We start from the raw sequence: 23,866 nt of genomic DNA, 5'->3' as shown, positions 1-23,866 counted from the left end.
CCGACGCCCCGTCAATTCCCCGATCGACAGATATGTATGACTATGTCCAGGATCGAGGGCATGCGTGGATACCTTGCTTCCTCGATCGGCGTCACCTGCGCGGCGGCACTCACCCTGCCGCTCGCCCCGACCGCGGCGACCGCGGCCGTCTCGCCCTCGCAGACCGTCTCCACCGCCGCGCGCGGAGCCGCCACCGGAACCCTCTCCCGAGCCGTCCCCGGCAGCACCCAGTCCCTCGCGCTCGCCCCCCTGCCCCGCACCCGGGCCGGGAGGGGCGCGGGCGCCGGCGCCGGCGCCGGCGTCGGGGCCCAGGGGCTGACCCGGCGTGAGGTCCGGCCGTTCTCCCTCGTCGGAGTGGTCTGGGACGATCCCGGTGCCGCCCTGCACGGCACGGTCCAGGTCCGCACCAGAGCCACCGCCACTCACGAGTGGTCGGGCTGGCAGGAGGTGGACACCCACAACGACGACCACGCGGCCGACCCCGGCACTGCCGAGAGCCGCTCCGGCCGGGTCCGCGGCTCCACCGCCCCGCTGTGGGTGGGCGATTCGGACGGCGTCGAGGTCCGGGTACGCCCGGCCGCGGAGCCCGGTGCCGCCGCCCCGGCGAGAGAGCCGGCCGAGCCCGGGACGGACAGCCGTACGGCGGCCGAGGGGTCCGCCGGCGCGACGGACCCCCGCCCCGTGGCGTGGGAACTCCCCGGCGGCCTCCGCCTGGAACTCGTCGACCCCGGCGAGCGGCCCGACGCCGCCCCGGCCCCCGTCCCCGCGCTCGGTCCCGCCTCCGCCGGCCGCGCCTTTGCCCCGGACGCCCGTACGGCGGAGGCCGCCGCCGCCAACGCGGACCTCGCGCCCGCGGACGCCACCGTCATCCCGGCACTGTCGAAGGAGGAGACCGAGGAGGCGTTCGCCGCCACGCTCCCCGACTCCGCCGACGGCACCCGCGCCAAGCCGTACATCGGCCCCCGCCCGAGCATCACCACGCGCCGCGGCTGGGGCGCCGACGAGGGGATCCGCAAGGGCGGTTTCCTGTACACCAAGAAGGTCAAGGCCGCGTTCGTGCACCACACCGCGACCGGCAACAAGTACACCTGCGCCCAGGCGCCTTCGGTCATCCGCGGCATCTACCGCTACCACGTGCTGAGCAGCGGCTGGCGGGACATCGGCTACAACTTCCTCGTCGACAAGTGCGGAAAGATCTACGAGGGCCGCGCGGGCGGCGTCGCCAAGGCCGTCATGGGCGCCCACACCCTCGGGTTCAACACCGACAGCACCGGCATCGCCGTGCTCGGCACCTACAGCTCCAAGAAGCCGTCCGCCGCCGCGGTGAAGGCCGTCGCGCGCCTGACGGCGTGGAAGCTCGGCCTCTACGGCGTCAATCCCAAGGGCACGACACATCTGACGTCCGGGGGCGGCAACCTCTACGCCAAGGGCAGGAAGGTGCGGCTGCACACCATCTCCGGCCACCGGGACGGCTTCGCCACGAGCTGCCCGGGCAAGCGCCTCTACGCCAAGCTCGGCTCCGCCAGGTCCGCCGCGGCGGGCTACCAGGGCCGCTGACGGCACGTCCACATCCGCGTCCGTCGCAAAACGCCCTAAAGTGCCCGGGGTGGGTCGCGGTGAACGTCACAACGTCGGAATGCCGCCACGCTCGTCGAACCCGTGCGCGAACCGTCCTGGATCCGACCGCCGCCCGTCCCCTGAGCCGCCGGCGCCGACGGCCCCGGGACGCATCCAAGGCGCCTCGAAAGCGCGTCGAACGGACTGCATACACTGACCGGCCGAGGGGCCTCGGCCGGTCCCGGCAGGAAGCGGAGACGACAGGTGACAGAAGCGATCCTCCTGGTCGGGGGCAGAGGCACCCGCCTGCGCCCGCTCACGGTGCACACCCCCAAGCCGATGCTCCCGGCGGCCGGCGTCCCCTTCCTCACCCACCAGCTCGCCCGGGCCCGGGCGGCGGGCGTGGACCACATCGTGCTCGCCACCTCCTACCTGGCCGAGGTGTTCGAGCCGTACTTCGGCGACGGCTCCGCCCTCGGCCTCCACTTGGAGTACGTCACCGAGGAGGAACCGCTCGGCACCGGCGGCGCCCTCCGCAACGTGGCCGGACGCCTCCACTCCGGCCCCGACCAGCCGGTCCTCGTCTTCAACGGCGACATCCTCACCGGCCTGGACATCCGCGCCCTCGTCCGCACCCACGAGTCGACGGGGGCGGACGTCTCCCTGCACCTGACGAGGGTGACCGACCCGCGGGCGTACGGGCTGGTCCCGACGGACGCGACGGGGCGGGTCACGGCGTTCCTGGAGAAGCCGCAGACCCCCGAGGAGATCGTCACCGACCAGATCAACGCCGGCGCGTACGTCTTCCGCCGCTCCGTCATCGACACCATCCCGGCCGGCCGCCCGGTCTCCGTCGAACGCGAGACCTTCCCCGGACTGCTGGCCGCCGGTGCCCATCTGCAGGGCATGGTCGACTCCACCTACTGGCTCGACCTCGGCACCCCCGCCGCGTTCGTGCGCGGCTCGGCCGACCTGGTCCTCGGCCGCGCCCCGTCCCCGGCGGTCCCCGGCCGCTGCGGCGACCGTCTGGTCCTGCCGACGGCGGAGGTCGCCACGGACGCCAAACTGACCGGCGGCACGGTGGTCGGCGAGGGCGCGTGCGTGGGGGAGGGCGCCCGGATCACCGGCAGCACCCTGCTGTCCGGCGCGGTCGTGGAACCCGGCGCGGTCATCACCGACTCCATGATCGGCGCCCACTCCCGCGTGGGCCGCCGCACCGTCCTCACCGGAGCGGTGATCGGCGACGGCGCGACGGTGGGCCCCGACAACGAACTCCGCGAGGGCACCAGAATCTGGTGCGACGCCCACATCCCGGCGGGCGCGGTCCGCTTCTCCCCGGACGAGTGACGGGGTCCGCACCGATCGGGGCGCGGGGCTGTACGGGATCTGCGGCTACCGCCGCGCGGGCGCGAGAAGTCCCCGCCGGCCGACAGCCGCCAACGCACCCCCGGGGTCAAAGGGGCGGAACCCCTTGAGGGGATGGGAAAGGTAGGGGCGGCGGGGGCGAAAAGACACCCCGGGCGAACCCCGCGCCCGCACTACAACCGCCCGATGTCCCCCCGCCGCATCCGCGGCGCCCGCCGCGGCGGCACCCGCCCGCTCAGCAACACCAACCGAGCCGCCCGATGCCGCTGCCCCTGCCCCGCATACGGCTCCAGCAACGACAGCATCACCGCGTCGTCCGCCCCCCGGTCCCCCGCGAGCGCGTACCCCACGATCCCCGGCAGATGCAGATCCCCCACCGTCACCGCATCCGCCGCCCCATGACTTCGCTGCACGGTCTCCGCCGACGTCCACACCCCGATCCCCGGCACCACTTCCAACCGCGCCCGCGCCTCCGCCGCCCCCATCCCCACCGTCTGCTCCAGCCGCGCGGCCACCCGCACCGCCCGCAGAATCGCCGACGCCCGCTTGTCGTCGACCCCGGCCCGGTGCCACTCCCACGACGGGATCAGCGCCCACGTCCGCGGCTCCGGCATGACCCGCATCCGCCCCGCCGCCGGCCCCGGCGCCTCGTCCCCGAACTTCCCGACGAGCATCCGCCACGCCCGGTACGCCTCGTCCGTGGTCACCTTCTGCTCCAGCACGGACGGGATCAGCGACTCCAGCACCAGCCCGGTCCGCGTCAGCCGCAGCCCCGGCCGCCGGTGCCGCACCATCGCCAGCAGCCGGTGCCGCGGCGTGAAGGCGTCGGGATCGTCCAGCGCGCCCAGCATCTCGGGCAGCTTCTCCAGCAGCCACGCCGCACCCGGCCCCCAGGCCTCCGCCTCGGCGGCCCCACCGCGCACCGCGACCCGCAGCGTTCCCGGCCCGAGCGGCGTGCGGCTGGCCCGCCACACCGACCCGTCCGGCGTCGTACGGAAGGTCGGGTCACCGGGCCCGCGCCGCAACGGCCCGAGCACCAGCCCGAGATCGAGCGGCCAGGGCAGCGCCCAGGTCCGCCGCAGCCCGGAGACGGGACGGGAGGCCTGCGCGGGCACGCCCGGGGGCACGACGACCTCCCCGCCGCGCACGGTCGTACGCGTGGGCCGAGGAGCGAAACGTCCAGCCACGGAGGGGGTCCCTGGGAAGGAGGGGGCGAAAGGTCCCTACGAGGGTAGGCGCCGCCCCGCACCCGGGTGCACGGAACCGGTGTGCCGCCCGTCACCGCAGCCGCCGTACGGAGCCCGGCACCGCGCCGCACCGACGCGACGCCCCACCCGTCAGCGCACCGCGACGAAGTCCTCAGGGTCCCGCTCGGCCCGCGTCCGCGGCTCCTCCGCCGGATGCCCGACCGCCACCGCCCCCATCGGCTCCCACGTCTGCGGCAGTTCCAGCACCTCGCGCACGACGTCCCGGCAGAACATCGTCGAGGACACCCACGCCGAGCCCAGCCGCTCCCCGGCGAGCGCGACCAGGAGGTTCTGCACCCCGGCGCCCGTGGCGACCACGAACATCTCCCGCTCGGCCGCGTCCCGCCGCGCGTCGCCGTAGGTGTGCGAGCCGTCCATGACCATGCAGGGCACCACCAGGTACGGCGCGTCGCGCAGTACGTCCCCGCGGCGGACCCGCTTGGCGATGGACTCCTCGCTCTTGCCGTCGCGGCGCAGGTCGGCGATCCAGGCGTCCCGCATGGCGTCCAGCAGTCGGGTGCGCGCCCCGGGCGACTCCAGCAGCACGAACCGCCACGGCGTGGTGTGGTGCGGCGCCGGCGCGGTGAGGGCCGCGGCCACCGCCCGCCGTACGGCACCGGCGTCGACGGGCTCGTCGGTGAACGCCCGGACCGTGCGGCGCCGCGTCACCGCCTCCCGTACCGCCTCCGACGTACCGAGCCGGAACATGTCGTCGCGCGCCCCGCGCACCATCGCCCGCGCCCCGGCGCCCCCGTCGGCGTCCTCGCCGACGAGGTGGGCCAGTCCGCGCACCACCGCGACGGGCAGCCCGGCGGCCTTGCCCTTGACCAGGTCACCGGCGGCGGCCAGTTCGTCGGCGGTGGCGACGACCGTCGCGCTCAGCGGATTGCCGTGCGCGTCCGTGCCGCCGCGCAGATCGTCCAGGACCCGTACGCCCGCGGCGCCGATCGCCACGTCCGTCAGCCCCGTGCGCCAAGGTCGCCCGAACGTGTCGGTGACCAGCACCCCGATCTCGACCCCGAGGGCGTCCCGCAGCCCGTCCCTGAGCGCCCGCGCGGAGGCGTCGGGGTCCTCGGGCAGCAGCAGTACGGTCCCCTCGGGCGTGTTGGACGCGTCGACCCCGGCGGCGGCCATCACCAGGCCCTGCCGGTTCTCGACGATCCGCAGCGGCCCGCGCCGCGCCACCACCCGGACGGTCTCGGCGTCGATCGCGGCCTCACGGTCGGCGGCCCGCAGCACCCGCCCCTCCGCCTTGGAGACGATCTTGGAGGTGACGAGCAGCACGTCACCGTCGGCCAGGTCCGGCGAGGCGGCGGCGATCAGCTTGACGAGGTCCTCCCCCGGCCGCACCTCGGGCAGCCCGGGCACGGCCCACACCCGGAACCCGGCACCGGCGTTCCCGCTCACGCGACCCGCACCTCCTCCGCCAGCGCGAGTGCCTCCCGGGCCATCTGCGCCGCCGCCTCCAGGTCGGTCATCATCAGCGGTACGGCACGGCAGCGGATGCCGGCCGCCTCCACCCGTTCCACCGCGCCCGCGTCGACCGTGTCGACCAGCCAGCCGTCCAGCAGCCCCGAGCCGTAGTGCTCGGCGACCGCCGCGGCCGTCGACTCCACACCGACCGCCGCGAGCACCTTGTCGGCCATCCCGCGCACGGGCGCGTCACCGACGATGGGGGAGAGTCCGACGACCGGCACCCCGGCGTCGGCGATGGCCTCACGGATGCCGGGCACGGCGAGGATCGTGCCGACGGACACCACCGGGTTGGACGGCGGGAAGAGGATGACGTCCGCCTCGGCGATCGCCTCCAGCACCCCCGGCGCGGGCTTCGCCTGCTCGGCGCCGACCGGGACGACGGCCTCGGCGGGCACGGAGGCGCGCAGCCGCACCCAGTACTCCTGGAAGTGCACCGCCTTGCGCTCGCCGTCCAGTTCGACGGCGACATGCGTCTCGACGCGGTCGTCCGACATCGGGATGAGCCGTACCCCGGGCCGCCACCGGTCGCACAGCGCCTCGGTCACCGCGCTGAGCGGGTAGCCCGCGCCGAGCATCTGCGTCCGCACGATGTGCGTGGCGAAGTCCCGGTCGCCGAGCCCGAACCACTCGGGTCCGACGCCGTAGGCCGCGAGCTCCTCCTTGAGGCGGAAGGTCTCGTCGGCCCGCCCCCACCCCTGCTCCTCGTCGATGCCGCCGCCGAGCGTGTACATCACCGTGTCGAGGTCGGGGCAGACCTTCAGCCCGAAGAGGTGGATGTCGTCCCCGGTGTTCCCGATGACGGTGACCTCCGCGTCGGGCACGGCGGCACGCAGTCCGCGCAGAAACCGAGCCCCGCCGATACCGCCGGCCAAAACCACAATCCGCATGGGCACAGTCTGTCAGCCGCCACTGACAAAGCGCACCGAAGGGGGGCGCACCGGCAGCCCCGGCCGCTCGTGCGGCTCCCGCTCCGTGAGCCCCGGCCGCTCCTGCATCTCCGTCAGCCCCGGCCAGTACACGTGCAGACTCACCGCGGGCGACAACGCGTCGTTGACCACCTCGTGCGCGTACCCGGCACCGAAGACCCGCTGGGCTCCCGCCCCGAGCGCCCGTACCCCTCTCTCGCTCCGCTCGGTCAGCACCCCGCCCAGCACCGTCAGCACCCCGGACGACGGTCCGTGCCCGTGCGGTCCGGTGCCCTGCCCCGGCACCCACGACAGCAGCCACACCTCGTAGCCGGGGCCGGTGCGCAGCCGGTGGTACCAGCGTGACGTCGCGTCGTACTGGACGAGCGGCTCCCACTGCGCGCGGTCGGCCGCGAGGGTCCGCGCCAGACCGGCGAACTCGGCCACGGTGGACGGGTGCGCGCGCGGCGGCTGCAGCAGGTGGGGCACTTCGAGGATGTCGCCGGCGATCTGGAGGTCGCTGTCGCTGTTCATGGGTGCGGTGGTTCCTCGGCGGAGAGGGAGGCGGAAGCGGTACGGGAGAACGCGGGTGGCGGAGCCCGGCACGCGGACGCGGGAACCGGAGCACAAGGGACCGGATCAACGCGTCGAGCGCGACGAGGAGGACACCCCCGCGGGGGCCGATGAGAGACCAGGCCGGACGACCACGCCCGGAACGATCATGCCCGGGACGACTGCGTCCGGGCCCGGAAACGACCGGAGCGGCGCGTGACGCTCAACAGCCGATACGGCGAGAACCGCGACAACAGCTACAGCGGGACCGGGCAGCACCGTGGGACCCGGTGAGCCGGGTCGAGGCGATGGCCAAGTTCGCGAGCATGCCCCCAAGGACACCGGTTCACACGTGCGCTGTCAACTCGCTCCCCGGCGCGTGGGGGTGATTCACACCATCCGGTCGAACCGCCAGGCGAAAGGTTTGCTCTCCCGGATCCCGGGACACATGGCCCACACCTGGGCGCACGGCCGTCGTTGTGATCCTGTGATACGAACGTGATCAAGTTCGCTTCGTCGGCCGGGACGCAACGAGATCGAACGTCTGGGCGTCCTCCCCTTCGAAGGGGAGGAGACCCGCCGGGGCCCCTGTCGGCTGTCATGATTTAGGCCGATTTGAACACTTACTGCGCCGCCTTGGTTCCGCAGAGTGAATAAGGGGCTCAATAGCAGATCTCGGCTTGACTCGCCCGGAGCCGCACACTTGTAATTTCACTCGTGTCGTTCAGCCGGAATCGGTAACGGCCGCATCACGGGGACGCGAAAGACAGACGAGGGGCGCACATGACCGAGCTGGTGCAGCAACTGCTGGTCGACGACGCGGACGAGGAGCTCGGCTGGCAGGAGCGCGCGCTGTGCGCCCAGACCGACCCCGAATCCTTCTTCCCCGAGAAGGGCGGCTCCACGAGGGAGGCCAAGAAGGTCTGCCTCGCGTGCGAGGTCCGCTCCGAATGCCTGGAGTACGCGCTCGCCAACGACGAGCGGTTCGGCATCTGGGGCGGCCTGTCCGAGCGTGAGCGCCGCCGCCTGAAGAAGGCCGCGGTCTGAGGGAAGCCGCGGTACGGCGGAAGTCTCGGTCCGACCGGAGCTTCCGGCCCGTACGGAAGTCGAGACCTGAGTAAGTCCACGGTCCGGACGGAAGCCGAGACCCGAGACAGGAAGACCGCGGCCGACGAAAGCCGCAGCACGCACCGCGTCGCGCGCCGCCCGTGCGCGCGGATCTGCACACCGCGCGCACGCCCCGCGCGCAACTCCCCGCAACTCCCGTACGCCGCACGCCGCGTCACCCCGGAGCACCCGGGGTCACCCGCCCCGCGTCGGGCCCCCGGATGCCGCGAAACACCACGAACGGCCCGCCGTCGCGGGGTTGTCCACAGGCGGCGGGCCGTGATCTTGCGCAGCCGTTAGTGTGGGCCTCCGTCCGAGACACCCCGCCGTTCCCCAGAGGTTCGGGTGCGGGTGTCCACCGCAGTCCATCGAACCGGGGCCCGTACCTCGATGTCCGTGCACAGCCACACGGCGGTTCCTCACGACACCGCCCTCCCAGAGTTCCCGCGTCACGTGGTGACCGCGGTGCTCGTCTCCCACGACGGCGCCCGCTGGCTGCCCGACGCGCTCGCCGGCCTGCTCGGCCAGGAGCGCCCGGTGCAGCAGGCCTGGGCGGCCGACACCGGCAGCGCGGACGACTCCGCACGGCTGCTCGCCGAGTCCCTCGGCGACGACCGGGTGCTGCACCTGGCCCGCCGCACGGGCTTCGGCCAGGCCGTCGAAGAGGCCCACCGCGCCGCCCCCGCGCCCACCGTCGAGGACCTGCCGTACCTCAAGCGCCCCAGCGGCTGGGACCCCGTCACCCGCACCTGGCGCGACGACACGTACGACCTGCCCGAACTGCCGTACGGCGAACCGGAACACTGGCTCTGGCTGCTGCACGACGACAGCGCCCCCGAACCCGACGCCCTGGCCCAGCTGCTGCGCGTCGTGGAGATGGAACGCGAGGCCGGCCGGGAGGACGTGGCCGTCGTCGGCCCCAAGCTCCGCGGCTGGTACGACCGCCGGCAGCTCCTCGAGGTCGGCGTCACCATCGCCAACTCCGGCCGCCGCTGGACCGGCCTGGACCGCCGTGAGCAGGACCAGGGCCAGCACGACTACGTGCGCCCCGTGTTGTCCGTCTCCACCGCCGGCATGCTGATCCGGCGCGATGTCTTCGAGGAACTCGGCGGCTTCGACCGCCACCTGCCCCTGATGCGGGACGACGTCGACCTGTGCTGGCGCGTCCAGGCCGCCGGCCACCGCGTCCTGATCGCCCCCGACGCCGTCGTACGGCACGCCGAGGCGGCCTCCCGCGAACGCCGCGCCGTCGACTGCGTGGGCCGCACCGCCGCCTCCCCGCACAAGGTGGACAAAGCGGGCGCCGTCTACACCCTCCTCGTCAACGCCCGCGGGGCTCAGCTTCCCTGGATGGCCGTCAGGATCGTCGTCGGCACCCTGCTGCGCACGCTCGCCTATCTCGTCGGCAAGGTCCCCGGGCAGGCGCTCGACGAGATCCGCGGACTGCTCGGCGTCCTGCTGCGGCCAGAGCGGATCCTCGCCGGCCGCCGCGAGCGCCGGGGCGGTCTCGACAAGGACGAGTCGAAAGCCCTGTTCCCGCCGCCCGGCGCCACTCTGCGAGCCACCGTCGAACAGGTCGCGGGCAACCTCGTGGGCCGCTCCGAACCCGAGGCGTCCTCGGCCGGCCGGCACGGCGGCGCGGTCGAGTCCGGCCCCGGCGGCGACGACGCCGACTTCCTGGAGATCGAGCAGTTCGCCCGCCTCAAGCGCATCGCCCGCCGCCCGGGCCCGGTTCTCTTCGTGGTGCTGCTCCTGGTCTCGCTCGCCGCCTGCCGCAACCTGCTCGGCGGCGGCGCCCTGGCCGGCGGCGCCCTGCTGCCGGCCCCCGTGGACGCCTCCGAGCTGTGGTCGCGCTACCTGGACGCCTGGCATCCGGTCGGCGCCGGCGGCACCCCGTCCGCGCCGCCCTACCTCGCACTCGTCGCCCTCCTCGCGAGCGTGCTGCTCGGCTCCACCGGGCTCGCGGTCACCCTGCTGCTCGTCTTCTCGGTACCGCTGGCCGGAGTCACCGCGTACTTCGCCTCGCGCCCGCTGGTCCCCTCCCGCCTGCTGCGCGCCTGGGCCTCCGTCGCCTACGCCTTCCTGCCCGCCGCCACCGGCGCGCTGGCCGGCGGCCGCCTCGGCACCGCAGTCCTCGCCGTGCTGCTGCCGCTCATCGCCCGCGCGGGCATCGCCGCCGCCGGCCTCGCCCGTGCCCCGGGCACCCGGGGGAGCTGGCGGGCCACCTGGGCGTACGCCCTGCTGCTCACCTTCACCACCGCGTTCACGCCGATCGTGTGGCCGATCGCGGCCGTGCTCGGCCTCGCCGTCCTCGCCGTGGGGCGCCGTGACATGCTCGCCCTGCTCCCGCGCTATCTCGTCCAGCTCGGTGTGCCGCTGCTCGTGCTCGCCCCCTGGTCGCTGACGCTGCTGCCGACCGGCTTCTTCCAGGAGGCCGGACTGGACTTCGGCGCGGGCGCCGCCTCGGCCACCGACCTGCTCGGCGCGAGCCCCGGCGGCCCGGGCACTGTCAGCGGCCTGATGCTGATCGGCATCGTGCTCGCCGCGCTCGCCGCCCTGCTCCGCTCCGAGCGCGGCCTCGGCATCCGCACCGCCTGGGTGATCGCCCTGGTGGCCCTCGTCTTCGCCGTCCTGTCCAACGACTCCACCTGGGCCGGGCCCGCGACCCTGGTGTACGGGATCGCGCTGCTCGCCGCCGCAGCGCTCGGCGCCGACGGGGCCCGCGCGCGGGTGGCCGAACAGAGCTTCGGCTGGCGCCAGCCCGTGGCCGCGCTCATCGCGTTCGCCTCCGCGGCGGGCCCGCTGCTGGTCGCCGCCGGCTGGATGATCGGCGGCGCCGACGGCCCCCTGGAACGCCGCGACCCGGCCCAGGTGCCGGCCTTCGTCGCCGAGGAGAGCGCCGGCTCCGACCAGCCGCGCACCCTCGTGCTCGACAGCCCCTCCGCCGCCGACGTCCGCTACACCCTGGTGCGCGGCTCCGGGGTCCGCCTCGGGGACGCCGAACTGGCGGCTGCCGACGGCGAGAACGCGCGGCTCGACAAGGTCGTCGCCAACCTGGTCGCCGGTTCCGGCGCCGACCAGGCCGACGAGCTCGGCGGCTTCGCGGTGCGGTACGTGCAGGTCCGCAAGGGCGCGCCCCGCGAGGTGAGCCGCGTCCTCGACGCCACGCCCGGGCTGAGCCGGCTCAGCCAGCGGGACGGCAGCGCGCTGTGGCGGGTGGACCGCCAGGTCTCCCGCGCGGCCATCGTCACCGGCTCGGGCTCGGACACGGGTCCCGGCGCGGGTTCGGGTGCGGATTCCGGCTCCGGCGGGCCGGAGGCCGTCGCCGCCGGACCCGTCGAGATCCACACCAAGATCCCCGCGGCCTCCGGTTCCGGCGACCGGATCCTGCGGATCGCCGACACCGCCGATGCCCACTGGACGGCCACGCTGGAAGGCAAGCCGCTCACCCGCACCACCGTCGACGGCTGGGCCCAGGGCTTCGAGCTCCCCGCGACCGGCGGCCGCCTGGACGTCACGTACGAGACGCCGCTGGCGCACAGCGCCTGGCTGTGGGCGCAGGGACTGCTCGCTCTCGTCCTGGTGGTGCTCGCCCTGCCGGGCCGCCGCCGCGTCGTCGACGACGACATGCCCGACGAGCCGCTCGTGCCCGCCCAGGACATCACCGGCGACGGCCGCCGCGCCCGTCGCCTGCGCGAACGCGCCGAGGCGGCCGAGGGAACCGGAGAGTTCGAGGCGCCCGGCGGGACCGAGGCGTCCGCTGAGCCCGGGGCGTTCGGGGCGTTCGGGGCGTTCGGGGCGTTCGGGGACGGCGCCGACGGGCCCGTACCCGGGACGCCCGACGACGAGTTCGCCCGGCCGGCCGGGCAGGGTGCGGACGACGCGGCCCCGGCCACCGCCACCGTCCCGCAGCAGGGGTACGACACCTGGGACACAGCCGGCGCCGACGCCGACGGCTACCAGGACGCCGAGTACGCGGGCTACCAGGCCGACCCCTACCAGGGCGGCCAGTACCCGCAGGAAACGTACGAGGCGCAGCGGCAGCCCTATCAGGGCGACCCCTACCAGGACGCCGGGGCCCCGCAGAACGGCCAGTACGATCCGTACGCCTACGGCGGCGGCACCCCGTACGACCAGGGGTACGCCCCGAGCTACGACCCGCAGGCCCCGTACGACCCGCAGGCCCCGTACGAACAAGGAGCCCAGTACGGCCAGGGCGATCCGTACGACGAGAACGACCCGTACGGCCAGGGCACGCCGTACGACCCCGCGCCCGACACCGACCGCGAGCGCCCCCACGGGAGCCAGCAGTGAAGCGCACCACCCTGTCCCTGATCGCCGGCACGGCCGCGCTCGCCGCCGTCACCGGGTTCGCCACGATGAACGCCCCGGCCGACTCGAGAGGGAACACCGCCCGTGCGGCGGCCCAACTGCCCGTGGAGCGCACCAGCCTGCTGTGCCCCGCACCGAGCAACTCCGACCTGGCCGACACGGTGTACACGTCCTTCACCCCAGTCACCAAGGGCACCGAGGGCGACGGCAAGGCGCAACTGGCGGCGGCGGACGGACAGTCCCCCGACGCGAAGGGCGGCGGCACGAAGGGCGGCGGTTCCAAGGGCGGCGGGAAGTCCGGTGAGCAGAGCGCCGGCGCGCCCGCGCTGAACCCCAAGGAGCCCGGCACCCCGGTCGCCGACGACACCTCGGGCGCCGGGGCCCCCGCCCTGACCGGCATCGCCACCGGCCGGTTCGCGCCCGGCTGGACGGTGCAGCAGACCACCGAGGTCGCCGCCGGCGCCGGCCGCGGACTGCTCGGCACCGCGTGCGGCCTCCCTGACACCGAGTTCTGGTTCCCGGGCGCCAGCACCGCCGCCTCCCGCACGGACTACGTGCACCTGACCAACCCGGACGACTCCGCCGCCGTCGTCGACGTCGAGCTCTACGGCAAGGACGGCGCCCTGAAGTCCACCGTCGGCGACGGCATCACCGTCAAGCCGCACGCGAGCGAGCCGATCCTGCTGTCGACGCTCACGGAGGCCGACGAGAAGGACCTCACCGTCCATGTGAGCGTCCGCAGCGGCCGGGTCGCCGCCACCGTCCAGGCTCTCGACGACCAACTGGGCGGCGACTGGCTGCCCGCCACCACCGACCCGGCCACCCGGCTCGTGCTGCCCGGCATCCCCGAGGACGCCACCGACGTGACGCTGGTCGCGTTCGCGCCGGGCGATTCCGACGCCGACCTGAAGGTGCGGCTCGCCTCCCCCTCCGGTCTGATCACCCCGGCGGGCCACGAGTCGGTGCACGTCAAGGCCGGCATGACGACCGCCGTCGACCTCGGCGACCTCACCCGTGGTGAAGCCGGTTCGCTGGTCCTGACCTCGGGCGACGGTTCGGTGCCGGTGGTGGCCGCCGTGCGCGTGCTGCGCGGCAAGAGCGGCAAGCAGGAGACCGCCTTCATCCCGGCCACCGCACCGGTGGACACCAGGGCCTCGGCCGCCGGGAACGGCGCCAAGGGCACGGTGCTGTCCCTGACCGCGCCCGGTGCCTCGGCGAAGGTGCGGGTCACGGCGTCGGCGGGCAGCGAGGGCGGCACGGCGGCGACGAAGGAGTACAGCATCAAGGGCGGCGCCACCGAGAACGTCACCGCGCCCGTGCCGGACGGACTGAAGGGCACCTACGCCCTTACGGTCGAACGTCTGTCGGGCGGTGCGGTGTACGCCTCGCGCACCCTGGAGCGGACCTACGAGGGCGTCCCGGCCTTCACCGTCCAGACGCTCCCCGACGACCGGGGCACCGTCGCGGTCCCGAAGGCGGACCAGGACCTGTCGGTTCTGCAGAACTGATGACGGCCGGAGGCGGACGCTCCCGGCACCGGGGGCGGACACCGTCCCACCCGGCACCGGTGGGCGACGACCGCCCTCCCCGTCCCGGCGGAACGGTCAGTCCTCGTCCTCCCCGTACCGGGGATCGACCGTCTCCGGGGTGAGCCCGAGCACCTCGGCGACCTGCTCCACGACCACCTCGTGGACCAGCGCCGCCCGCTCGTCCCGTCCCTTGGTGCGGATCTCCACCGGGCGCCGGTAGACCACGACCCGTGCGGGCCGGCCGTCCCGGGCCGCGACGGTGCCGCCCAGCGGCACGGTCTCGTCGCTCCAGCCGGCCGTGCCGTCGAGGCGGGGCACGTCCAGGACCAGGAAGTCGACGTCCGACAGTTGGGGCCAGCGTCGTTCGAGACGCTCCACCGAGTCCTGCACCAGGTCCGCGAAGGCCTCGCCGCGGCTCGCGGCGAGCGGCACCTGCGGTGGTGCGATGGGGCCGCGCATACCCCTGCCGTGCCGGTCGCGGCGGCGGGGCCCGGGGGCGGCGCTGCGGTGCGGTACGAGGTTGTCCATCACTTACGAAGCGTAGCCCCGCCGTCGCCCGCGCGCCCCGCACCGGCGCGACGGGAGCCCGGGAGGCGCCGGGACAGGGTTGGAGGAGAAGCGGAGGGAGCCCACGGCACGGGCCGTGGGCCGACACGGCCGGAGGGGGGCATTCCAGCCAAGCTCGGCTTGATCACGTATGTTTCAGGAGTCGCCCGAGGTCGGCCGACTCATGCGATTTGATCATTTCTGGGCGGTCTTCTGACCGGATTCATACCCGTTCGGTATTTCGTCATCTCCTGTCCTCGCACGTCAGGGAGGTGGAACGAACAGTGCGTGTGGGGCGCCTCACAGCCCGACACGGGGGAGTGACCTGGGAGACAGTCGTCGCGGCCCGCTCAAGAGTGCGGTACCGTCCAACGTCGTGAGCCCTGTACGTCGCTGTTCGCGCACCGCTTGCGGCCGTCCCGCCGTAGCGACGCTGACGTACGTCTACGCCGACTCGACCGCGGTCCTCGGCCCGCTCGCCACCTATGCCGAGCCCCACTGCTACGACCTGTGCGCCGAGCACTCCGAGCGCCTCACCGCCCCCCGAGGCTGGGAAGTCGTACGGCTGCTGGACGGCTCCGCCCCCGCGCGCCCCAGCGGCGACGACCTGGAGGCGCTCGCCAACGCGGTCCGCGAGGCGGCCCGCCCGCAGCAGCGCGCCGCGGAGGCGGGCGGCGGCCGCACCGCGGACCCGATGGAGGTGGCCCGCCGCGGTCATCTGAGGGTGCTCCGCTCGCCGGACAACTGACGGCCCACGCCGCCGACCAGGCCGGGCCGCCACGGCTCACGGGCGTCCCCGGGTACTTTGGGCCAGTCGTCGGACTCCGATCCGCACCGGACATGCCGGTTCCTCCCGGACGCCCGGACGGCAGGACTCCTCGACATCCCACACCCCCAAATGACCTCAGGGAAGGCCGGCCGTGGCTGCTGATCTGTCGCAGATCGTGAAAGCGTACGACGTACGCGGTGTCGTACCGGACCAGTGGGACGAGTCGCTGGCCGCGCTCTTCGGCGCGGCCTTCGTCCAGGTGACCGGCGCGCGGGCGATCGCGGTCGGGCACGACATGCGGCCCTCGTCCCCCGGGCTGTCCGACGCCTTCGCGCGCGGGGCGGCGGCCCGGGGCGCCGACGTCACCCACATCGGCCTGTGCTCCACCGACCAGCTCTACTACGCCTCGGGCGCGCTCGACCTGCCGGGCGCGATGTTCACCGCCTCGCACAACCCGGCGCGGTACAACGGCATCAAGCTGTGCCGCGCCGGCGCGGCCCCGGTCGGCCAGGACACCGGCCTCACGGAGATCCGGTCCCTGGTCGAACAGTGGAGCGAGGGCGACGCCCCGGAACCGACGGAACGTCAGGGGACGTTCACCCGGCGCGACACGTTGAACGACTACGCGGCGCACCTGCTCTCCCTCGTCGACCTGACCTCGGTCCGCCCGCTGAAGGTCGTCGTCGACGCGGGCAACGGCATGGGCGGGCACACGGTGCCGACCGTCTTCGCCGATCTGCCCGTCACCCTCGTCCCGATGTACTTCGAACTGGACGGCACGTTCCCGAACCACGAGGCGAACCCGCTCGACCCGGCGAATCTCGTGGACCTGCAACGGCGCGTCCGCGAGGAGGGCGCCGACCTCGGACTCGCGTTCGACGGCGACGCCGACCGCTGCTTCGTCGTCGACGAGCGGGGCGAGCCGGTCTCCCCGTCCGCGATCACCGCACTGGTCGCCGCCCGCGAACTGGCCCGGTACGGCGGCCGGGGCACGGTCATCCACAACCTGATCACCTCGCGGTCGGTCGCGGAGGTGGTGCGCGAGAACGGCGGCACCCCGGTCCGCACCCGGGTGGGCCACTCCTTCATCAAGGCCGAGATGGCGCGCTCCGGCGCGATCTTCGGCGGCGAGCACTCCGCGCACTACTACTTCCGCGACTTCTGGAACGCGGACACGGGCATGCTGGCCGCCCTCCACGTCCTCGCCGCCCTTGGCGGCCAGGAGGCCCCACTGTCCCGCCTCGTCGCCGCGTACGACCGCTACGCCGCGTCGGGCGAGATCAACTCCACGGTCGACGACCGGACCGCCCGCCTGACGGCGATCCGCACGGCGTTCGAGAACCGCGCCGGCGTGGAGCTGGACACCCTGGACGGCCTGACCGTGTCCGCCGAGGACTGGTGGTTCAACGTCCGCCCCTCCAACACGGAACCGCTCCTCCGCCTCAACGCCGAAGCGAAGGACGAACCGACGATGACAAAAATCCGCGACGAGGCCCTGACCCTCATCAGATCCTGACCCCCAACCGTCCCCCTTGACGCCGGCCTCCTTTCACCTCTGCCGGGGTACGGGGCGGGTCCTTGTGTCTCCCGGGCGCGAGGGCGAGCCCTTCCCGCCCGCCGGGTGCGGGGGCGAGTCGTGGCGCCCGCGGGTTTGTCGGGTGAGCTCCCACGCCTCCCGGGTGGGGGAGCGAGCCCTGCTCACGCCTGCCGGGTGAAGGGGGCGCAGCCCCCGCCCCTCGGGGGTCCAGGGGGGCAGAGCCCCCCGGGGGCCGGGGCGGGGCCCTCAACCCGGCTCCCGGGGCGGAGCCCCTTACGTCTCGACGGGGTGCAGGGGCGCAGCCCCGCGGGGACAGCGCGGGTGCGGCCCGGGGCCGGGGGTGCAGGGGGCGCGGCCCCGCCGGGGCCGAAGGGGCGGAGCCCCTGGTGGCCGGGAAGGGCAGGGGCGGCGGGGGCGAAGACCCCCCGGCCCGACCCCCACCCGCAGCCCCCACGGCGGTACCCTGACCAGGCCACGCGCCCGCCCCACCCCGAAGGGACCCTCCATGCCGCTCGAAGCCGGCCTCCTCGAGATTCTCGCCTGCCCGGCCTGCCACGCCCCCCTCAAGGAGAACGAGGCGGACAACGAGCTGCTCTGCACCGCGGAGGACTGCGCCCTGGCCTACCCCATCCGCGACGGCATCCCCGTCCTCCTCGTGGACGAGGCCCGCCGCCCGGCGTAGGGCGCCCGGCCGGGCCACCCCGGCCCCAGCGGCACAAGTCCCCCGGCCCCACCCCCTTCGCCCCGCGCCCGGAGGCCCCGCACCATGCTCGACGAATCGTTGCTCGACACCCCCGACGCACTCGCCGAAGCCGACCGTCGCGGCCTCCTCCGCGGCGCCGCCGAGGCCGGCGCCCGCGTCCGCACCGCCCTCCGTCACGCCACCGAGGCCGGCATCCCCCGGCTGCAGCCCGACGGCCGCCCCCGCGCCGTCCTGATCGCGGGCCCCGGCACGGCTTCCGCGGGCGTCGCGGAGCTGCTCACCACGCTCGCCGGCTCGGCCTGTCCGGTCACCCGCGTGCATCCCACCGGCGTGGCCCCCGCCCCCGGCGCCCTGCGCTGGGAACTCCCCGGCTGGGCCGGCCCCGTGGACCTCCTCCTGGTGCCGACCCCCGACGGCTCCGAACCCGGCCTCGCGCTCCTCGTCGAACAGGCATACCGCCGCGGCTGCACGGTCGTCGCCGTGGCCCCCTCCCGGACACCGCTCGCGGACGCCGTCGACCGCGCCCACGGCCTCTTCGTCCCGATGGCGTCCGCTCCGAACCAAGCCGCCGCCCCGAACGAACCCGCCGCCCCGGAACCCCCGCAGGAGCCCGTAGCCTCCGTCGCCACCCCCGAGCCCCCCACCGCCTCCGCCCCCGGCATCCTGTGGGCCCTGCTCACCCCCCTTCTCGCCCTCCTGGACCGCACCGGCGTGCTGACCGCGCCACCCGAAGCGCTGGAAAAGGTCGCCGACCGCCTCGACCGGGTCGCCGAACGCTGTGGCCCGGCCATCGCCACGTACGGCAACCCGGCCAAGACCCTCGCCGCCGAACTCGCCGACAGCCTCCCGGTGATCTGGACGGAGGGCACCTCGGCGGGCCCCGCCGGCCGCCGTTTCACCGCCGCGCTCGCCGAACTGGCCGGCCGCCCCGCCGTCACCGCACAACTGCCCGAGGCGCTCGCCGCGCACAGCGTGCTGCTGTCCGGGCCGCTCGCCGCCGGCGCCGACCCCGAGGACTTCTTCCGCGACCGCGTCGAGGAACCCGCCGCCCTCCGCGCGCGCGTGGTGCTGCTCCGCGACCGCCCGATCGGCGGCCTCAGCGCGGCCCCCGCCGCCCGCGACCTGGCCTACGGCCACGACACACCGATCAGCGAACTCGAACCGGAGGAAGGCGGCGAACTGGAGACCCTCGCGGAACTCATCGCCGTCACGGACTTCGCCGCCGTCTACCTGGCCCTCGCCACGAACAACTGACCACGCCGCCCGCACCCGGCCCACACACCCGCACCCGCACCGAGCCACCCACACCGAGCCACCCACTCCCGCCGCCGACGGGGCCCCGGGGCCCCACCCGTCCCGGAGACACCACATGGACCGCCTCACCAACACCGTCCGCCCCTACGCCTGGGGCTCCGTCACCGCCCTCCCCGCCCTGCTCGGCGAGGAGCCGACCGGCGAACCGCAGGCGGAGCTGTGGATGGGAGCCCACCCGGGAGCCCCGTCCCGCACCCCCCGCGGCCCCCTCGACCGGGTGATCGCCGAGGCCCCGGAGCGCGAACTGGGCGGGCGGGCGGTCGCGGCGTTCGGCCCCCGGCTGCCGTTCCTGCTGAAAATCCTCGCCGCCGGCGCCCCCCTCTCCCTCCAGGTGCACCCCAACCTCGACCAGGCCAGGGAGGGCTACCAGGACGAGGAACGCCGCGGCGTCCCGATCGACGCGGCCCACCGCAACTACAAGGACGCCAACCACAAGCCCGAACTGATCTGCGCCCTCACCGAGTTCGACGGCCTGTGCGGCTTCCGCGACCCCGCCGAGGCCGCCGCCCTGCTCGAGGGCCTCGGCGTCGATTCCCTCAAGCCGTACGCCGACCTGCTGCGCGCCCGCCCCGAGGACGCCGCCCTGCGCGAGGTCCTCACCGCCGTGCTGACCGCGGACCCCGACGACATGCACCGCACGGTCACCGAGACCGCCGCCGCCTGCGCCCGCCTGGGCGGCCCCTACGCCCCGTACGCCGGCCTCGCCCACCACTACCCGGGCGACCCCGGCGTCATCGCCGCACTGCTGCTCCACCACGTGCGGCTGCAGCCCGGCGAGGCGCTCTTCCTCGGCGCCGGCGTCCCGCACGCCTACCTCGACGGTCTCGGCGTCGAGATCATGGCCAACTCCGACAACGTGCTGCGCTGCGGACTGACCCCCAAGCACGTCGACGTGCCCGAACTGCTGCGCATCGTCCGCTTCGAGGCAGGCGACCCCGGCGTGCTGCGCCCGGAGGCCGGACCCGACGGCGAGGAGCTCTACGACACCCCCATCGACGAGTTCCGCCTCTCCCGCCACGTCCTGGCCGACGGCGCCACCCCGCGCGACCTCACCCGCCCCGCACCCCAGATCCTGCTCTGCACGGCGGGCACGGTGCGCGTGGGCGACGAGGACCTGACGCCGGGCCACTCCGTGTACGTCCCGGCCGGTGAAACGGTCCGGGCGAGTGGCCCCGGCACCCTCTTCCGCGCCACGGTCGCCGTCTGAACCACCGCTCGGCCGTCGCTGAAGCACGGTCGAACCACCGCCGGGCCGCGGACCGTTCAGGCGGCCCGGCGCACCCCGGCAGCACCGGGCTGCAAGAATGACCCACCGGCAAAGGACGGGCAAAGCCCGGCACGAGCGACCACGACGGCAACGAAGGGACCACGCGAACACATGAGCGCGTCAGGCGGCACCAGGGCGATCGTGGCGGCACTCGGCGCCAACCTCGCCATCGCGGCATCGAAGTTCGTGGCGTTCGCCTTCAGCGGCTCGTCTTCGATGCTCGCCGAGGGCGTCCACTCGGTCGCCGACTCCGGCAACCAGTTCCTCCTCCTCGTCGGCGGCAAGCGCGCCCAGCGCGAGGCGACCCCGCAGCACCCCTTCGGCTACGGCCGCGAGCGGTACGTCTACGCCTTCCTCGTCTCCATCGTCCTCTTCTCCGTCGGCGGCATGTTCGCCATCTACGAGGGCTACGAGAAGATCAGCCACCCGCACGACGTCGAACACTGGTACTGGCCGGTCGGCGTCCTCGTCTTCGCGATCCTCGCCGAGGGCTACTCCTTCCGCACCGCCATCAAGGAGTCCAACCAGACCCGCGGCGACCTCTCCTGGGTCGAGTACGTCCGTCGCGCCAAGGCCCCCGAGCTGCCCGTCGTCCTCCTGGAGGACTTCGGCGCCCTCATCGGTCTGGTCCTCGCCCTCGGCGGCGTCGGCCTGGCCCTGCTCACCGGCGACGGCGTCTGGGACGGCGTCGGCACCGTCTGCATCGGCGTCCTCCTCGTCGTGATCGCCCTCGTCCTGGCCGCCGAGACCAAGTCCCTGCTCCTCGGCGAGTCCGCGGGCACCGAACAGGTCAAGGCGATCGAGACGGCGATCGTCGACGGCGAGACGGTCACCCGCGTCATCCACATGCGCACCCTCCACCTCGGCCCCGAGGAACTCCTGGTCGCCGCCAAGATCGCCGTCCAGCACGACGACACGGCCGCCCAGGTGGCAACGGCCATCGACGCCGCCGAGACCCGCATCCGCGCCGCCGTCCCCATCGCCCGCGTCATCTACCTCGAACCGGACATCTACAGCGAGGCCGAGGCCACCAGGGGCGCCGACCGCGAGGCCACCCCCGGCGGCCCCACCCCCACCGAAACCCCCGGCCACTGACCCCACCCGCGCGCCGCGCACCCGGCCGGAACCGGCCCCCACCGCCCACCGGCCCCCTGGGGCCCACCCGGCCGCCCGGTGTAGCTTGGAGGCGAGCCAGACGTCGCTGCTGATGGCGGTCGGGCGGTCCGGCAACGGACCGGCCGAGGGAGAGAGGGCCTCCGACGGACTGCGCTGCGCGCACTCGGGCACGCGTACGCCCCGGGGCACACCCGTGCCCTTCCGGGCACCGTCGTGCCGCCCGACTGCCGCGCAGACCAGCCGTACCCACCTCGCACCGACCCCGAGGAGCAGCACACCATGACGACTGTCGACAACCGACAGGACTTCAAGGTCGCCGATCTCTCCCTGGCCGAATTCGGCCGCAAGGAGATCACCCTCGCCGAGCACGAGATGCCCGGCCTGATGTCCATCCGCAAGGAGTACGCCGAGGCCCAGCCGCTGGCCGGCGCCCGCGTCACCGGCTCCCTGCACATGACCGTGCAGACCGCCGTTCTCATCGAGACCCTCGTCGCCCTGGGCGCCCGGGTCCGCTGGGCCTCCTGCAACATCTTCTCCACCCAGGACCATGCCGCGGCCGCCATCGCCGTCGGCCCCGACGGCACCCCCGACAACCCCCGCGGCATCCCCGTCTTCGCCTGGAAGGGCGAGACGCTGGACGAGTACTGGTGGTGCACCGAGCAGGCGCTGACCTGGCCGGACAGCCCCACCGGCGGCCCCAACATGATCCTCGACGACGGCGGCGACGCCACCCTCCTCGTGCACCAGGGCGTCGAGTACGAGAAGGCCGGCAAGGTCCCTGCCCTGGACACCGCCGAGTCCGACGAGCACCGCGTCATCCTCGAACTCCTGCACCGCACCATCACGGACGGCTCGCAGAAGTGGACCCAGCTCGCCTCGGAGATCCGCGGCGTCACCGAGGAGACCACCACCGGCGTCCACCGCCTGTACGAGATGCAGCGCGACGGCACCCTCCTCTTCCCGGCGATCAACGTCAACGACGCCGTGACCAAGTCGAAGTTCGACAACAAGTACGGCTGCCGCCACTCCCTGATCGACGGCATCAACCGCGCCACCGACGTTCTCATCGGCGGCAAGACCGCGGTCGTCTGCGGTTACGGCGACGTGGGCAAGGGCTGCGCGGAGTCCCTGCGCGGACAGGGCGCACGCGTGATCATCACCGAGATCGACCCGATCTGCGCCCTCCAGGCGGCGATGGACGGCTACCAGGTCACCACGCTCGACGATGTGATCGACAAGGCCGACATCTTCGTCACCACCACGGGCAACAAGGACATCATCATGGCCTCGGACATGGCCAAGATGAAGCACCAGGCCATCGTCGGCAACATCGGCCACTTCGACAACGAGATCGACATGGCCGGCCTCGCCAAGATCCCCGGCATCGTCAAGGACGAGGTCAAGCCGCAGGTCCACACCTGGACCTTCCCGGACGGCAAGAAGATCATCGTCCTCTCCGAGGGCCGCCTGCTGAACCTGGGCAATGCCACCGGCCACCCGTCGTTCGTGATGTCCAACTCCTTCGCGGACCAGACCCTGGCCCAGATCGAGCTGTTCACCAAGCCCGACGAGTACCCGACCGGCGTCTACGTGCTGCCCAAGCACCTCGACGAGAAGGTCGCCCGGCTCCACCTGGACGCGCTCGGCGTCAAGCTCACCAAGCTCCGCCCCGAGCAGGCCGCGTACATCGGCGTCGAGGTCGACGGCCCCTTCAAGTCGGACCACTACCGCTACTGAGCCCCGCCGCCGGCCGGCTGCCGTGCATGCCCGGCAGCCGGCCGGTGACGTCGCCCAGGTGCTCGCGCAGGCCCCCGCACCCCCGTGACGGGGGCCTGCCCGTCCGGCCCTCCGGCCGCGTCCGCCCGTTCACGACCCAGGAACCCCATGCCCCGCGGCCGGTATTCGCTCCACGATCCGCACGATCACACCTCCCTCGGCGAAGAACACTTCCAGTGCGCGCCAGGCCCGTCCGGCTGGCGCTACGTCGCCCGACGCACCACTCCCTCCGGCGACCCCGCAGGCTCCGTCGACCTCGCCCTCGACGAACGGGGCCGCCCCATCCGGCTCGAACTCAGTGCTGCGGACTGGCAGGTCCGCGGCGCCGCCCTGGACGGCGTCACCTGGGTCCGCACCGACCCCACCGGAACCCACGCCACCGAAGGCAATGTGCGCGCCCACGCCTTCACCGGCACGTCCCCGGCGTTCCTCGTCGCCACCGCCCGTCTCCTGCGCCTCACCCCCTCCTCCGCCGCGACGCGCGTACGCCTCGTCGCACTCACGGATCCGGTTCTCGCCCCCCGCACCGTGGACCAGTCCTGGGCCTTGGTCCGAAGACAAGCACACGCCACTGACAACGGCCCTCTGACCGTGGAGACATACCAGGTCACAGCCCTGGACACGGGCGAGCAGCACACCGTCCACCTCACCGGCGACGTGGTACTCGAAGCCCCCGGCATCGAGCTGGAGGACCTGGAATCGCCCCCGTCCACCTTCACCTGACCCGGGACCTGCCGGCCCGGCCCGACCCCGGCTGTCCGCGCCGGA

The 23,866-nt window shown here is 73.9% G+C and carries 18 protein-coding genes; 13 read left to right on the top strand and 5 right to left on the bottom strand.

Features of this window, described 5'->3' with window-relative positions; genetic code table 11:
• The first annotated feature begins 60 nt into the window (after positions 1 to 60).
• Together QFZ64_RS14340 and QFZ64_RS14335 are read left to right on the top strand one after the other, a co-directional pair.
• Positions 61 to 1,557, top strand: coding sequence for a peptidoglycan recognition protein (locus QFZ64_RS14340; RefSeq protein ID WP_307065697.1), 1,497 nt, complete (start codon positions 61 to 63; stop codon positions 1,555 to 1,557).
• A 264-nt stretch (positions 1,558 to 1,821) separates the two neighbouring features.
• Positions 1,822 to 2,904: an NDP-sugar synthase gene (locus tag QFZ64_RS14335; RefSeq protein WP_307065695.1), complete on the top strand. Its 1,083-nt coding sequence runs from the start codon at positions 1,822 to 1,824 to the stop codon at positions 2,902 to 2,904.
• Between the two features lie 191 nt (positions 2,905 to 3,095).
• On the opposite strand, the gene QFZ64_RS14330 is transcribed toward QFZ64_RS14335, so the two are convergent.
• The 4 genes from QFZ64_RS14330 to QFZ64_RS14315 form a co-directional block, all read right to left on the bottom strand.
• Entirely contained in the window at positions 3,096 to 4,109 is a 1,014-nt protein-coding gene (locus tag QFZ64_RS14330) for a DNA-3-methyladenine glycosylase (protein WP_307065693.1), read from the bottom strand.
• Positions 4,110 to 4,259: 150 nt separating this feature from the next.
• On the bottom strand, positions 4,260 to 5,576 hold the full coding sequence (locus tag QFZ64_RS14325; protein ID WP_307065691.1) for a coenzyme F420-0:L-glutamate ligase: 1,317 nt from the start codon (positions 5,574 to 5,576) through the stop codon (positions 4,260 to 4,262).
• Positions 5,573 to 6,532, bottom strand: a complete 960-nt coding sequence (gene cofD / locus QFZ64_RS14320; RefSeq protein ID WP_307065689.1) for a 2-phospho-L-lactate transferase — start codon at positions 6,530 to 6,532, stop codon at positions 5,573 to 5,575. The genes QFZ64_RS14325 and cofD overlap by 4 nt, the downstream gene beginning before the upstream one ends.
• A 12-nt stretch (positions 6,533 to 6,544) precedes the next feature.
• Positions 6,545 to 7,084: a cysteine dioxygenase family protein gene (locus tag QFZ64_RS14315; RefSeq protein ID WP_307065687.1), complete on the bottom strand. Its 540-nt coding sequence runs from the start codon at positions 7,082 to 7,084 to the stop codon at positions 6,545 to 6,547.
• A gap of 801 nt (positions 7,085 to 7,885) precedes the next feature.
• Here QFZ64_RS14315 and QFZ64_RS14310 point away from each other — a divergent pair.
• The 3 genes from QFZ64_RS14310 to QFZ64_RS14300 all read left to right on the top strand — a co-directional run bounded on the left by QFZ64_RS14310 (position 7,886) and on the right by QFZ64_RS14300 (position 14,049).
• Positions 7,886 to 8,149, top strand: a complete 264-nt coding sequence (locus QFZ64_RS14310) for a WhiB family transcriptional regulator (protein ID WP_003975777.1) — start codon at positions 7,886 to 7,888, stop codon at positions 8,147 to 8,149.
• Between the two features lie 450 nt (positions 8,150 to 8,599).
• Positions 8,600 to 12,523: a glycosyltransferase family 2 protein gene (locus QFZ64_RS14305; protein WP_307065685.1), complete on the top strand. Its 3,924-nt coding sequence runs from the start codon at positions 8,600 to 8,602 to the stop codon at positions 12,521 to 12,523.
• Entirely contained in the window at positions 12,520 to 14,049 is a 1,530-nt protein-coding gene (locus QFZ64_RS14300) for a DUF5719 family protein (RefSeq protein ID WP_307065683.1), read from the top strand. Before QFZ64_RS14305 ends, QFZ64_RS14300 begins: the two co-directional genes overlap by 4 nt.
• A 96-nt stretch (positions 14,050 to 14,145) precedes the next feature.
• Here the strand turns inward: QFZ64_RS14300 and QFZ64_RS14295 are convergent, their stop codons facing one another.
• A complete protein-coding gene (locus QFZ64_RS14295) occupies positions 14,146 to 14,598 on the bottom strand; it encodes a metallopeptidase family protein (RefSeq protein ID WP_307071704.1) in 453 nt (150 codons plus the stop codon).
• A 394-nt stretch (positions 14,599 to 14,992) separates the two neighbouring features.
• On the opposite strand from QFZ64_RS14295, the gene QFZ64_RS14290 reads away from it, so the two are divergent.
• From QFZ64_RS14290 to QFZ64_RS14255, 8 genes are all read left to right on the top strand, one after another.
• Complete coding sequence (locus tag QFZ64_RS14290; protein WP_006143699.1) at positions 14,993 to 15,364, top strand: DUF3499 domain-containing protein; 372 nt, start codon at positions 14,993 to 14,995, stop codon at positions 15,362 to 15,364.
• Positions 15,365 to 15,536: 172 nt separating this feature from the next.
• On the top strand, positions 15,537 to 16,901 hold the full coding sequence (locus QFZ64_RS14285; RefSeq protein WP_307065680.1) for a phosphomannomutase/phosphoglucomutase: 1,365 nt from the start codon (positions 15,537 to 15,539) through the stop codon (positions 16,899 to 16,901).
• Positions 16,902 to 17,427: 526 nt separating this feature from the next.
• Positions 17,428 to 17,604 (top strand): Trm112 family protein, encoded by a 177-nt coding sequence (locus QFZ64_RS14280; protein ID WP_307065678.1) that lies wholly within the window; start codon positions 17,428 to 17,430, stop codon positions 17,602 to 17,604.
• Between the two features lie 84 nt (positions 17,605 to 17,688).
• A complete protein-coding gene (locus QFZ64_RS14275; protein WP_307065676.1) occupies positions 17,689 to 18,879 on the top strand; it encodes an SIS domain-containing protein in 1,191 nt (396 codons plus the stop codon).
• Positions 18,880 to 18,994: 115 nt separating this feature from the next.
• On the top strand, positions 18,995 to 20,146 hold the full coding sequence (gene manA, locus QFZ64_RS14270; protein WP_307065674.1) for a mannose-6-phosphate isomerase, class I: 1,152 nt from the start codon (positions 18,995 to 18,997) through the stop codon (positions 20,144 to 20,146).
• A 171-nt stretch (positions 20,147 to 20,317) separates the two neighbouring features.
• On the top strand, positions 20,318 to 21,301 hold the full coding sequence (locus tag QFZ64_RS14265; RefSeq protein ID WP_307065671.1) for a cation diffusion facilitator family transporter: 984 nt from the start codon (positions 20,318 to 20,320) through the stop codon (positions 21,299 to 21,301).
• A gap of 300 nt (positions 21,302 to 21,601) precedes the next feature.
• Positions 21,602 to 23,059 (top strand): adenosylhomocysteinase, encoded by a 1,458-nt coding sequence (ahcY, locus tag QFZ64_RS14260; RefSeq protein ID WP_307065670.1) that lies wholly within the window; start codon positions 21,602 to 21,604, stop codon positions 23,057 to 23,059.
• Between the two features lie 147 nt (positions 23,060 to 23,206).
• A complete protein-coding gene (locus QFZ64_RS14255) occupies positions 23,207 to 23,821 on the top strand; it encodes a hypothetical protein (protein ID WP_307065667.1) in 615 nt (204 codons plus the stop codon).
• Positions 23,822 to 23,866 lie beyond the last annotated feature (45 nt).

Origin of the sequence: Streptomyces sp. B3I8 (assembly GCF_030816915.1) — a bacterium.
GTDB lineage: Bacteria > Actinomycetota > Actinomycetes > Streptomycetales > Streptomycetaceae > Streptomyces.
The sequence above is the reverse complement of the archived record's forward strand: the minus strand, read 5'-3'. Positions and strand labels throughout refer to the sequence as shown.

Coding starts and splice junctions, on each gene's coding strand:
- QFZ64_RS14340 (WP_307065697.1), top strand. CDS start 61: ATGCGTGGATACCTTGCTTCCTCGATCGGCGTCACCTGCGCGGCGGCA.
- cofD (WP_307065689.1), bottom strand. CDS start 6,532: ATGCGGATTGTGGTTTTGGCCGGCGGTATCGGCGGGGCTCGGTTTCTG.
- QFZ64_RS14315 (WP_307065687.1), bottom strand. CDS start 7,084: ATGAACAGCGACAGCGACCTCCAGATCGCCGGCGACATCCTCGAAGTG.
- QFZ64_RS14310 (WP_003975777.1), top strand. CDS start 7,886: ATGACCGAGCTGGTGCAGCAACTGCTGGTCGACGACGCGGACGAGGAG.
- QFZ64_RS14305 (WP_307065685.1), top strand. CDS start 8,600: ATGTCCGTGCACAGCCACACGGCGGTTCCTCACGACACCGCCCTCCCA.
- QFZ64_RS14295 (WP_307071704.1), bottom strand. CDS start 14,598: ATGGACAACCTCGTACCGCACCGCAGCGCCGCCCCCGGGCCCCGCCGC.
- QFZ64_RS14280 (WP_307065678.1), top strand. CDS start 17,428: ATGCCGCTCGAAGCCGGCCTCCTCGAGATTCTCGCCTGCCCGGCCTGC.
- QFZ64_RS14275 (WP_307065676.1), top strand. CDS start 17,689: ATGCTCGACGAATCGTTGCTCGACACCCCCGACGCACTCGCCGAAGCC.
- manA (WP_307065674.1), top strand. CDS start 18,995: ATGGACCGCCTCACCAACACCGTCCGCCCCTACGCCTGGGGCTCCGTC.
- QFZ64_RS14265 (WP_307065671.1), top strand. CDS start 20,318: ATGAGCGCGTCAGGCGGCACCAGGGCGATCGTGGCGGCACTCGGCGCC.
- ahcY (WP_307065670.1), top strand. CDS start 21,602: ATGACGACTGTCGACAACCGACAGGACTTCAAGGTCGCCGATCTCTCC.
- QFZ64_RS14255 (WP_307065667.1), top strand. CDS start 23,207: ATGCCCCGCGGCCGGTATTCGCTCCACGATCCGCACGATCACACCTCC.